This is a genomic window from Microcoleus sp. BR0-C5 (assembly GCF_036705045.1).
GTDB lineage: Bacteria > Cyanobacteriota > Cyanobacteriia > Cyanobacteriales > Microcoleaceae > Microcoleus.
The window spans coordinates 1-11,960 of sequence record NZ_JAUBTR010000022.1 but is presented as its reverse complement, the minus strand read 5'-3'; the positions used below and the strand labels follow the sequence as shown (position 1 = coordinate 11,960).

The 11,960-nt window shown below is 45.8% G+C and carries 11 protein-coding genes; 4 read left to right on the top strand and 7 right to left on the bottom strand.

All coding sequences use genetic code 11. The features are described from left to right. Positions 1 to 72 precede the first annotated feature (72 nt). Entirely contained in the window at positions 73 to 1,395 is a 1,323-nt protein-coding gene (locus QUB08_RS12935) for a response regulator (protein WP_333225086.1), read from the top strand. 382 nt (positions 1,396 to 1,777) lie between these two features. On the opposite strand, the gene QUB08_RS12930 is transcribed toward QUB08_RS12935, so the two are convergent. Beyond that, positions 1,778 to 2,317, bottom strand: coding sequence for a GIY-YIG nuclease family protein (locus QUB08_RS12930; protein ID WP_333225085.1), 540 nt, complete (start codon positions 2,315 to 2,317; stop codon positions 1,778 to 1,780). A gap of 59 nt (positions 2,318 to 2,376) precedes the next feature. Then, positions 2,377 to 2,703 (bottom strand): hypothetical protein, encoded by a 327-nt coding sequence (locus QUB08_RS12925; protein WP_333077206.1) that lies wholly within the window; start codon positions 2,701 to 2,703, stop codon positions 2,377 to 2,379. 330 nt (positions 2,704 to 3,033) lie between these two features. Between QUB08_RS12925 and QUB08_RS12920 the strand changes: the two genes are divergently transcribed. Continuing rightward, a complete protein-coding gene (locus QUB08_RS12920; protein WP_333225084.1) occupies positions 3,034 to 3,834 on the top strand; it encodes a hypothetical protein in 801 nt (266 codons plus the stop codon). 93 nt (positions 3,835 to 3,927) lie between these two features. On the opposite strand, the gene QUB08_RS12915 is transcribed toward QUB08_RS12920, so the two are convergent. Then, entirely contained in the window at positions 3,928 to 4,791 is an 864-nt protein-coding gene (locus QUB08_RS12915; protein WP_333225083.1) for a sulfite exporter TauE/SafE family protein, read from the bottom strand. A gap of 115 nt (positions 4,792 to 4,906) precedes the next feature. Beyond that, positions 4,907 to 5,749, bottom strand: coding sequence for a pentapeptide repeat-containing protein (locus tag QUB08_RS12910; RefSeq protein WP_333154369.1), 843 nt, complete (start codon positions 5,747 to 5,749; stop codon positions 4,907 to 4,909). Between the two features lie 420 nt (positions 5,750 to 6,169). Here QUB08_RS12910 and ilvD point away from each other — a divergent pair, with 420 nt between their 5' ends. Beyond that, complete coding sequence (gene ilvD / locus QUB08_RS12905) at positions 6,170 to 7,855, top strand: dihydroxy-acid dehydratase (protein WP_333225082.1); 1,686 nt, start codon at positions 6,170 to 6,172, stop codon at positions 7,853 to 7,855. A 115-nt stretch (positions 7,856 to 7,970) separates the two neighbouring features. Here ilvD and QUB08_RS12900 read toward each other — a convergent pair whose 3' ends face one another. Then, on the bottom strand, positions 7,971 to 8,501 hold the full coding sequence (locus tag QUB08_RS12900; protein WP_333225081.1) for a hypothetical protein: 531 nt from the start codon (positions 8,499 to 8,501) through the stop codon (positions 7,971 to 7,973). Positions 8,502 to 8,753: 252 nt separating this feature from the next. After that, on the bottom strand, positions 8,754 to 10,685 hold the full coding sequence (locus QUB08_RS12895; protein WP_333225080.1) for an ATP-binding protein: 1,932 nt from the start codon (positions 10,683 to 10,685) through the stop codon (positions 8,754 to 8,756). Positions 10,686 to 11,100: 415 nt separating this feature from the next. Here QUB08_RS12895 and QUB08_RS12890 point away from each other — a divergent pair, with 415 nt between their 5' ends. Then, positions 11,101 to 11,586 carry a hypothetical protein gene (locus QUB08_RS12890; protein WP_333225079.1) on the top strand — a complete coding sequence of 162 codons (486 nt, stop codon included), beginning with the start codon at positions 11,101 to 11,103 and terminating at the stop codon, positions 11,584 to 11,586. Positions 11,587 to 11,765: 179 nt separating this feature from the next. On the opposite strand, the gene QUB08_RS12885 is transcribed toward QUB08_RS12890, so the two are convergent. Further along, on the bottom strand, positions 11,766 to 11,960 hold a 195-nt coding region (locus tag QUB08_RS12885; protein WP_333225078.1), incomplete at its 5' end, for a hypothetical protein.

The window sequence follows — 11,960 nt, the reverse complement described above, 5'->3', positions numbered from 1 at the left end:
CCGTCCTCATAAAACCCGCTAGGACGATCGTACTCACTACAAACCTATAAAGGTTATTTTACCGAACTAGATATGAATTACGAACCAACTCCCGTCTTAAAAGGGAATATTTTAATTGTTGATGATATTCCGGCTAATTTGCAACTTTTAGCTCAAATACTCTCGCAGCAAGGGTACAAAACACGCACCGCACCCGACGGCAAACTAGCGCTGCGGTCGATCGAGTTAACTCCTCCTGACTTGATTTTGCTCGACATCATGATGCCCGGTATGGACGGCTACCAAGTCTGCCAAGCATTGAAAGCTTCTCCCACAACCAAGGACATTCCAATTATTTTTATCAGTGCTTTGAATGAAGTATTAGATAAAGTCAAAGCCTTTGAAGTTGGTGGTATAGATTATATCACAAAACCGTTTCACGAACAAGAAGTTATCGCCCGCGTCTCAAATCAACTCGTGCAGCGCCAGTTGTTCCAGCAAACACAATCCTATGCCAAGCAACTCGAACAAAGCGTAACTGAACTAAAGAAAACTCAAGCTCAGTTAATACAGAAGGAAAAAATGGCTTCTTTAGGTCAGCTAGCGGCAGGAATTGCTCACGAAATCAACAATCCCGTCAGCTTTATCTACGGTAATATTGCTCTAGCGGCGGACTATGCACGAGATTTGCTTCGCCTCCTCGAATTGTACCGACATTACTACCCGCACCCCGTTGCAGAAATTATCAGCGAATTAGATGAGGTTCAACCCGAATTCATCGCAGAGGATTATCCAAAACTGCTGAAGTCGATGACAGAGGGTGCTTCTCGGATTAGCGAAATTGTGACGTCTTTGCGGAACTTCACCCGCCTTGGCGAACAAAAGTACAAGCGAGTCGATATTCATGAAGGCATTGACAATACTTTAGTTATTTTGCAACATCGGCTAAAGGGAACAAACAAAGCTGGTGAGATAGAGGTTATTAAAAACTACAGCCCACTGCCCAGAGTCACCTGTTACGCCAGTGAGTTAAATCAGGTGTTCATGAACCTGTTAACTAATGCTATTGATGCCCTGGAAAATCAACCGTCTCCCCGAAAAATTACCATCAGCACTTCCGTAAGTTGTGAGTCAGAATCGGCCCTGCACAATCAAGATTCAAAATTAGCCACTCACAACTATAAATCCGTTGTTATTCACATTGCCGATAACGGTTGTGGGATGAGTGAGGAAGTGCGCCACCAGATATTTGACCCATTTTTTACTACGAAGCCTGTAGGCCGCGGTATTGGATTAGGGTTGGCAATCAGTCACGATATTGTAGTGGAAAAACATCAAGGTCAAATAAGTTGTATTTCTGCTCCGGGCCGAGGAACCAAGTTAATTGTGCAGATTCCGATATCTGTTAAATTTTAATAAATTTCAACATTTTAAACTTTAACAGACCCAGAGAATATATGAGATAGATTGTACGCGAGCATCTGTTTAAGGTAAAACCGATAGTCCGTCAGTCCGTCAGGGGTTGAAACCCCTGCCTCAAAGCGAAAGTCCTCTAAAAGAGGACTAATAAATTATCCAGTCCTCTTTTAGAGGACTTTTGCTATTAGACAGGGAATTCATTCCCTGGCGGACTGCCGGGTGAGTGGGAGGACTGGCGGACTAAAAGCTTAAGTTGAGACCAATGGGCACGGCGCAGTCTCGAAAGCTGTGGGTAATATTAATTCCCATGCTACGGGATTTGATAGAATTCCTCATTACAAACAGGGGCTGATTGTGGGGAATTGACCAGAGAGCGTATTTACTTTAAATCCAGCAATCCGCTAGTTTTCAGCTTGGGATTAAACCGGATTTCTTCAGTTACGCCGCGAGCTTTCAGCAGCGCAAAAATTTCATTTTCCACGCGCCGCGCGACATTTTTCAACAATTTATCTTTTGCAATTTCATCGGCGAAGATACCTTCATAATTTGCCGTTTCTTGGGCAGTCATTACAGTTTTGGTGTCGATGGGATCGTTCCACTTGCCAGCATCGGCACCGTTACCTTGGGGTTGGGAACCGTTTTCGGCAATCCAACTTTCTCTAATGCTTTCTAGGATGGTGCGGCTGGGCTTGTCAATAGTTTGGACTTTCAGCCAGTAGCAATATTGGGTTTGGCGTACCAAATGCTGTTTTAGGCTGAGGTAAATGTCGCGAGAATAGCCGACAAATTGCAGCACTTTCTCGCTGTCAAAAATCGCGTAAACGCCGATTTTTCCCTGGAGAAAATCGGGCAATTTTCCCTCGGAGTCTATGTAGGGAATGAATTCTAAGCTGGCGAGAGATTGAATGTCTTCTGTCATCCGATTTTAGATTTTAGATTTTAGATTATAGATCTAACCACAGATTAACCAGCCTTTACCTAACTCTTAAAAACTCGATAGATTGCACAGAGGCGGCTGGGTTTAAATATTTTGGCTTGGAACATGAAATTAGGCGGGACGTTGACGATCGCAAAATCGCTCGATTCGTGATACTTTTCAAATTCCGCAGGCATTCCCTTCGGCGTCTCGCTGCTGTAAGGGACTGGCTGAAAAAGTAACTCGGCAAACTCAATGCGCGAGCATTGCAATTGTAGCGCTACTTGTTTGACAAAGCTTTCACCGGTTAATAAACCGAACAGTGCAGTTTTAGCATCGGGTTCGAGGACAAAACTGCTATCGTAGCTTTCAATAATCTTAAGACCCATTTTCTGTATACTCCTGACAGACGGCGGTTAACGGTTATCGGTTAAGTGTTTTGAGCGATCGACTTAATCCTGAATTTTACCTGAGATTGGCCGTTTTGAAGGCAGAAAGTATGCGGCAGGAGGTCAATCGATTTTAGATTTTAGATTTTAGATTTTAGATTAAAGAATTGAAGCATTGACCCCACGGATAAAGTCGGGGGCTTGTATCCTGGATGCTTTCGGTAAATAAAAATACCACAATCAGGAAATTTTGACCACTAGCCCTGATTTATTTGCCGATCGCTTTTATCATGTCGGTATCGCCATCTATCCGACTACGACTAAAAGGCTATGCAGAAGATTGAAAAAGCATCATTCCCAGCTTCCAGAAGTGCCCCGAACCAGCCGGACTGGCTAGAATTGGTAGAATACGCCTCTGTTGCTGGTTCCGCTATTGGCACGATTGCTGCAGGATTGTCGGGCCAAATTGTCTACGCTGCCGCCCCCTTAACCGCAGCACTCTCGCTAAATCTCGCCAATCGCCAGCGTTTCGAGCAACAAATGCAACAAAAGGCAAATTCTGCGATTACAGACGTACAAGCCGCAGTAGAACGTCGCTCGCAGCAAGTTCAGATACTACCTGGAGAACCTGCGGAACTCTACACCGCTGTCTCCGACTTGCAGCAAAAACTCCTGGGCTTGGAATCCGGCGTCATCGCCGAGGTACAAGCTGCCGTAGCCTCCCTCGAACGCCAAGCCCAGGCGCTGCCTGCAGATTCTCAGGATTTCCACACGCAACTGTCCGATTTGCAGCAAAAACTCCGCATTTTGGAAAATAGCGCCCTCAGAGAGCATGATTGGGAAAATGTCAACGTCCGATTTTTATTGATGGGCGAACAGTTAACTGAAGTTAAAACTATTACGGCTCAGTTACAGGAGCGATCGAACGAAGTAGACTTGGATCAAATCCAAGGTTCTCTCAAGCAATTGCAGGACTTGCTCGATCGACCCACAATAGATGCAGGGATGCTGCAAACCGAGATTCAGCATTTGCAGCAGCAAGTGTCCGAGTTGCAGAGGCAAAATCAAGAAATTGTCAAGCCTTATTTGCAGCGTCTGACTCGCGCCGTGAAGAAACTATCAGCAAATTAGTCTTACTTATTCGTTTTTCGTAGGGTGCAGCGCGGGCATCTTCCCGCAGTCTTTTGTAGGGTGCGCCGGGCCGCGCACCTTACCAATTACCCATTACCCGTTACTAAATTTTTGCCAAGCTTGCCAGAAAACATAAATCGATAACACTGCCAAGAGCGATCGAAAAGCTAAACTAACAATACGATCGGGCAATCTCGGCAAAAACCGCGTGCTCACCTGCGCGCCCAACAAACCGCCGCCGCCCAGAATTAACCCCACAACCCACAAAACATTCCCGCGCGCCGCGTGTCCCGCCGTCGCCGAAATTGCCGTGATGACGATGACGCCCAAGCTGGTTTGAATTGCGGTTTTAATGCTTTCTCCTAACAGCAAAATTTGCAGCGGAACCATAATTACACCGCCGCCTACACCGAACAAACCCGCTAATAAACCCGCCGCACTGCCGGTGGCAATTTTAGCAAAAGTTGGATTGAATAAAATATTTGAATTATTGGGTAATTCGTGATTGGTAATTGGTAATTGAGCATTGTCTCCTTGTCCGGCTTCTCCTCCTAGTTCCCCTTGTTCTGCTTCCGCTTTCTTCTTAGCTGTCAGGCGCTTGCGAACTTCAATCAAATAAATATTCACCCACAGCAACAGCCCAAAAGTAAGTAACAGCAAGTAAGGCGGAAATATCCCCGCCAAATAAGCACCGATTTGTGCTGTGATGACGGCGGGAAATCCGATGCCTGCGACTTGGCTCAAGTTGAGGTAGCCCATGCGCCAATTCTGGATGCTGCCAGAAATAGCTGTAATGACGATCGACAAACCGCTAGTAGCAACCGCTTCCACCGGAGCGTAATTGAGAGCCACCAACAAAGGCACGAGCACCGTACCGCCGCCGATACCCAAAAATCCAGCTAGAATTCCCGCAAAAATTCCCGCCGCACCCAACATCAATAATTCAGTGATACTCATTAGTCATTAGTCAGTAGTCAGTAGTCATTAGTCAACAGTTAACAGTTAACAGTTAACAGTCAACAGTCCACAGTCAACAGTCCACAGTCAACAGTCCACAATCAACAATCAAATTTTAAGAATCATTAGTCGTGCCATCGGGCATAATTGCCCGCCTCAAATCTGCATCGCGGAAGTTAGTTCGATTGAGATTAGCATCAATCAAAACCGCTTCCACCAAAACCGCCCCGCTAAAATTAGACCAGCACAGCTTTGCCCGGTACAAATTAGCACCGCTCAAATTAGCTCTTGCCAGCGTTGACCAACTCACATTAGCAACTCTCAAATTAGCATTGCTCAGATTAGCGTCGGTGAGATTAGCTCCAACCATCGTTACTTGGCGCAAGTCTGCACCAGCCAAGTTGGCCCCGCTCACCATCGCCCCGCTGAGAATTGCCTGAGTCAGATTAGCTCTTTCTAAAAGCGACTCGCTGAGGATGGCATTTGTCAGGTTTACCGCTTTGAGAGTTGACCAACTCAAATTTGCCTTCATCAAATTAATGCGAATCATGCTAGCGTCGGTTAAGTTGGCCGCAAACAAATTCGCTTCGGTAAAGTTGGCTTCGGTCAAATTAGCTTCGGTCAAATTAGCCTTGGTCATGTTGACTTCTCTCGCCATTGAGCCGCGCAGGTTGGCTCCCATAAGGTTAGCCCCGCTGAGATTGGCACGGCTCAAATCGGTACCGATGAGATTTGCTTCGCTGAGGTTGGCTTCCGTCAAGTCCACCCCTGCCAATTTCACCTCGCGCAAGTTCGCTCCCGTCAGGTTAGCGCCTTTGAGGTTTGCGTCTTGGAAATTCGATCGGGTAAAGTTAGCCTCGCTGAGGTTTACCCCTTTTAAGTCTGCCCCGACGAGGTTAATCTCTCGAAAATTTCTTTCTCCGGCCGCATATTGCCTCAGAATTCGATCGGCCTCCATGTCATTCGCCTCGCAATTTTTTTTAAACGTTAGAGTGATGGGTGTTACCACATCATCCCAGATAACTACGGTATTCACTCTGCACGCTGTACTATCTGTAGAATCTTTGCACTGTTTTCCTGGCAATGCTGTGCTACTCGCTCCTAAAGGGCCTGACAAATATCAAGGCTTCTGAGAAAATCAACAATAGGGTAAAACTATCGGCACTGGGCACTGAGTCAGTCGATTGTAGATTTGAGATTTTAGATTTGCTCCACAGATTCATCTGGGAGCCGGAAATTTGGTCTAAAATTATGGGCTCACCACGACGATTATCGGAAACTTGTATCCGTTTTGGGGCGAGCTGGCAGTTGACAACTGAACAACTGTCAACTGTCAACTGTCAACTGTCAACTGTCAACAGAGAAAGGAAATTTTAAAATGCCTGAAAATTTGAGAAGCCAAGCTGTGACTGGGGGCGTGCAGCGCGCGCCCAACCGGGCAATGCTGCGGGCAGTCGGTTTTGGTGACGGCGATTTCACTAAGCCGATTGTGGGGATTGCCAACGGGTACAGCACGATTACGCCCTGCAATATGGGATTGAACGAGCTCGCTTTGCGGGCTATTGCGGGTGCAAAGGAAGCAGGCGCCATGCCACAGATGTTCGGTACGATTACTATCAGCGACGGGATCTCGATGGGAACTCAAGGGATGAAATATTCTCTGGTGTCGAGAGATGTGATTGCGGATTCGATAGAAACTGTTTGCAACGGCCAAAGTATGGACGGGTTGCTGGCTGTCGGCGGTTGCGATAAAAATATGCCGGGGGCGATGATTGCGATCGCCCGCATGAACATTCCTGCTATTTTTGTTTACGGTGGCACGATCAAACCAGGACACCACAACGGACGGGATTTAACCGTTGTCAGCGCTTTTGAAGCAGTCGGCCAATTCAGCGCGGGCAAAATTGACGAAACAGAACTCAATGCAGTGGAACACAAAGCTTGTCCGGGTGCGGGTTCTTGCGGCGGAATGTTTACAGCAAATACGATGTCGAGCGCTTTTGAAGCGATGGGCATGAGTTTGCCTTATTCTTCGACAATGGCTGCTGAGGATGCCGAAAAAGCTGACAGCGCTGCCGAATCTGCAAAAGTTGTGGTGGAAGCGATCCGCAAACAGTTGTTACCGAGCCAGATTTTGACACGCAAGGCCTTTGAAAATGCGATCGCCGTCATCATGGCAGTCGGCGGTTCAACCAACGCTGTGCTGCATTTATTGGCCATTTCCAATGCGATCGGAGTTGAACTGTCCCTCGACGATTTTGAAACTATTCGAGCAAAAGTGCCAGTGCTGTGCGACCTCAAACCCAGCGGCAAATACGTAGCAACCGATTTGCACAAAGCCGGCGGCATTCCTCAAGTAATGAAAATGCTGCTAGAACAGGGTTTGCTGCACGGAGACGCGCTGACAATTACCGGTCAAACTGTTGCCGAAGTGTTAGCAGATATTCCCGCCGAACCCCGCACCGACCAAGATGTCATCCGTCCTTGGAATAATCCGATGTACGCCCAAGGACATTTAGCAATTCTCAGGGGAAATCTGGCAACAGAAGGAGCAGTTGCTAAAATTACAGGCGTTAAAAAACCGCAAATTACCGGTCCGGCGCGGGTATTTGAATCTGAAGAAGATTGTTTGGATGCAATTTTAGCCGGCAAAATTCAAGCCGGAGATGTGATTATCATCCGCTACGAAGGGCCCAAAGGCGGGCCGGGAATGCGCGAAATGTTAGCACCAACTTCGGCAATTATTGGCGCCGGTTTGGGCGATTCTGTAGGATTAATTACTGACGGCCGCTTCTCTGGCGGAACTTACGGCATGGTTGTCGGTCACGTTGCACCAGAGGCGCAAGTTGGCGGGACAATTGCTCTGGTAAAAGAGGGCGATTCGATTACGATTGATGCTCAAAATCGCTTGTTGCAGCTCAATGTTTCTGATGCAGAATTGGAGCAGCGGCGCGCTCTTTGGCAGCCTCCTAAACCTCGCTATACTAGGGGCGTTTTGGCTAAATATGCTAAGTTGGTTTCTTCTAGCAGTATCGGTGCTGTGACTGATTTAGGTTTGGGTTAAAGTAGGAAATTTTAACCGCAGAGGTCGGCAGATAAACGCTTCGGAACGCAGATACAATTTTATCTGCGTTCATCTGTGTCCATCCGCTGATATCTGCGGTTACAAAATTCCCAAATTAACGGGGCTGATTCAAAAAGCGGCCTGCCATCGACATGGCGTCAGTAATATCTACATCACCGTCTCCATCTGAATCTAAAAATGTATTCAAAACGGGATTGCTGCCTTGGACTGGATTTTGGGCGTTGCCGCCGGTTTGTAGCAAATTCAGTATGAGCGGCACCAAAACAGGTATCATCGCCTGCACTGTGGCGTTATTCAAACCGGTTCTGTGGGCGATATCGTTCACTATCTGCGTGAGTTGGCCTGCGCCGAACAAACTCTGTACCGCTTGCGGATTGGGATTTGTGCCGCTAAATTGGTTGACAACTTGTTGAGCTTGTGCGTCTCCTGACTGCGATCGCACGTCTTGTAATGCCGATCGCACGTATCCGCCCAAAACCGACATTGCTAGCTGAGTCGTGCCCGTATTGACGCCCTGGTTGCTGCTCAACTGTTCTACCGCACCGAGAATGTTGCCCAACTGATTGGGGTTTGCTTGTTGGTTGGGATTGTCGATCGCGCTCAAAATTTGGTCAAATAGTCCCATAATTTTCGCTCCGTACAGTGATTGCTCAACTTTAAATTATAGCAAATCCTGTTTTTCAAGATGATGGAAAATAGTTTTTATTTTGGTATGATCACTCAGTGGGTGGGGTAGCGACAGCCACTCAGTAAGCAATCTCATACCCTTTTAGATTTGAGATTTGAGATTTTAGATGGGGAATGAATTCGGACATCAGAGTGGGGAGCTTGCTGGCAGTTGCATTGTTTTTTAAACAGGGATAAAAACTGAGGATTTTTAAGTTTTTACAGTTCCTCTTTTTTGGGGATTGGTGGGCACGTTCTCGTTGCCTAGGGAATTATATTCGCGAGCAACTGGAGGTTGTAAGAGCGTATTTTGCCTGAAACCCTCATGCTTAATCGGCAGGGCGATCGCAAATTCCGTCCCCCTTCCCACCTCAGACCAAAAGTTAATTGTCCCCCGGTGTTTCTTGACGATAATTTCGCGACCAATTGCCAATCCCAAACCAGTACCTACACCTCTCGGTTTAGTAGTAAAGAATGTTTCAAACATTTTTTCTTGACTCTCTGGTGCTATTCCCGTACCGTTATCAGAAATTCGCACTACCACTGAGTCGTCGTCCAAGTATTCTGTAGCAATCACAATCCTCGGCGAAAAACTCGGTGCTTCCTGGAGTGAGTCCGAAGCCGATTGTTTTTTCGCCTCCGCTGAGCTGGCTTTCTCAATTTTTGCTTTCTCTTCCACAGCATCTAGTGCATTGTTGAGAAGGTTCACAAATACCTGGTAAAGCAAACCCATATAGCCTTCCACATTCGGAATATTGCCGTAATGTCGCACCACTTCAATGCCTTGTTTAATGCGGCTGTTGAGAATCAGCAAACTGCTGTCTATGCAGGCGTGCAAATCGACGGGATGAGGGGCTGCCTCATCGAGGCGAGAAAAATCTTTCAAACTTAAGATAATAGCTTTTGCTCTTTCAGCGCCTACTTGCATTGAGTCCAATATTTTGATCAAATCTTCTTTGAGAAAATCGATGTCTATTTCTTCGCCTTTCGCCAGCACTGCGGCAGGCGGGTTGGAAATTTCTGTTTCGTAAGTTTTGAGCAAATCTAAAATATCTTCAACATAATTTCTGGCCGGATCGATATTGGCATAGATAAAATTGATTGGGTTGTTAACTTCGTGAGCAACACCGGCTAACATCCGCCCCAAAGTTGCCATTTTCTCATTTTGAAGTATCTGGCTTTCTTGTTCAGATTTCAATTCTTTGAGCAACTGATTTACTTTCTGAATCAGTTGATTCAGGGAAGCTGCTAATACTCCTACTTCATCGGTGCTGGTAACTGGTACTTGCAACTGAAAATTAGATTCTTCAGTCACTCGCTGAGCGATTTTAGTTACAGCGGCGAGGGGTTTGGCGATCGCCCGACTGGTGAAGCCCGCCAGCAGTGCTGCAACGACGATCGACAGTGCCATGCTACCCAAAATTATTTGCACCCGCAGCGCCTGGGCTCGCAGCAGATCCTCCCGCCCTGCATCTTCTTGCAATGCGGCGCGATCGATAATTTCTGCTATATCATTGACCGCCCTATCTAGTTGCAACCCAATTTTATCTCGCTCCAAGTTAGACAGCAACTTGCGTTTAACACTTTTTCGATCGGCTTTTTTGGGCAAATTACTTATTTTTTTATTAACTACTTCTAGCTGGTCAATGTAATTAGACAGTAGCGAACCGTAAGTTTGTTTAAAACTTTGTAAACCTTCTATCTGTTCGTCCCTGTGTTTCTGATTATTAAGTTCTGATAGGGAAAATTTAAAACTGTAGATATTGTTTTGTAGTTCTTGGTATTTCCTGTCAAATATTTCTGGCTTGTCGAGCCCGTAAATCAGCCACTCTTGGCTGTTTTGTATCCGCAGCAAAGCCACCTGCAACTTATTTAAAAGCTGACTTTCGCGATCGATGTGTACTTGATTATTAGTTTTTCGATAGTAATGAGTGCCCACCAACATCCCGACAGTCGTTCCCCCAATAGCAACACAAAGAGCCAGTGCGTAGCCACGGCAGATTTTGTCGTGAATACTGAGGTTGCGGAAGGAACGGGCTATGTGACCGAAATAATTGGGCTTTGGTGGTTGAGTCTCTTTGATGTTATGCTCGCAAGAGGTAGAGAGTTCTTGTGAAGGCTGATTCAAATGTTTGAGCTGCATAGATGCTAACCTGTGAATAATTCACGCACTGACAATTCAGTCTAACTTAACTCGCGGCTGATTTGAGATCACCGCATTGATATTTAATGTGATAATTTTTGTAAATTAGGACGCTCTTACCTTGCCTAAGAAACCCGGTTTCTGGTTTCTACTTTCGGAGCTTCCAGGAGGCACTGGTGTTAAAAAACTGGGTTTCTGTTAATATAGCGCCCATATATTGAGTTGCCTCAGTAGAAACATTCTCTGTATTCACTTATTTTTTTAACATACTTCGTTTTTTTTTACGCCGAGTTACCAAATAATTGGGTCTAAAGCCCCGTCCTTATAGGACGGCTTTAATTCGTCAAACTATGAAGAATTGTTGAGTGTACAGATTTGCAAGTAAAAGTATTTGTAGAAGTGGTAAACTATTCCCATGATAGTATTAGAGTTTAAGTTAAAGGGCAAAGCAGAGCAATATCGGATCATCGACGAGATGATCAGAACAGCTCAATTTGTCCGAAATAAAACTCTAAAGTATTGGACAGAAAATCAAGGAGTTAAGTTAGTAGACCTATATAAACAATGCGCCATCATGGCAAAAGAGTTTGAATGGGCAGGTAAACTTAATTCGATGGCACGTCAAGCCTCGGCGGAACGTACCATTTTTGCTATTCAACGTTTTTTTGCTAATTGTAAAGCTAAGAAACCAGGGAAAAAAGGATACCCGCAGTTCAAGAAACATACTCGATCCGTTGAGTATAAAACTTCGGGTTGGGAAATTTGTACCGACAAAAGATGTTTGACACTCAAAGATGGTTTTGCTGCTGGAAAGTTCAAGTTAATCGGTAGTCGAGACTTGCATTTTTATGCGCCAGGTGAGATAAAACGAATCAGAATTGTGCGTCGTGCTGATGGGTAATACGCTCACTTTTGTATCAACGTGGAGCGGAAAGAGGAAACTATTTCCACTGGTAAAGCTATCAGAATAGATGTGGGACTGAATCACTTCTATACCGACAGTGATGGCGAAACTGTTGCCAACCCTCGTTACCTCGGCACTGCCCTGAATCACCGTGATTGGTATAATGTTTGTGTCCTTTAGGTTACAGAGCCATGAACTGTGTATATTGCGAGAGTGCACATATTGTCAAGAACGTTGTCAAGAACGTTGTCAAGAACGTTGTCAAGAACGTTGTCAAGAACGTTGTCAAGAACGTTGTCAAGAACGGCAAAGACCAATCCACTGGACAAAAGATTCAGACCTATCTTTGCAAGGATTGTGGACGACGGTTC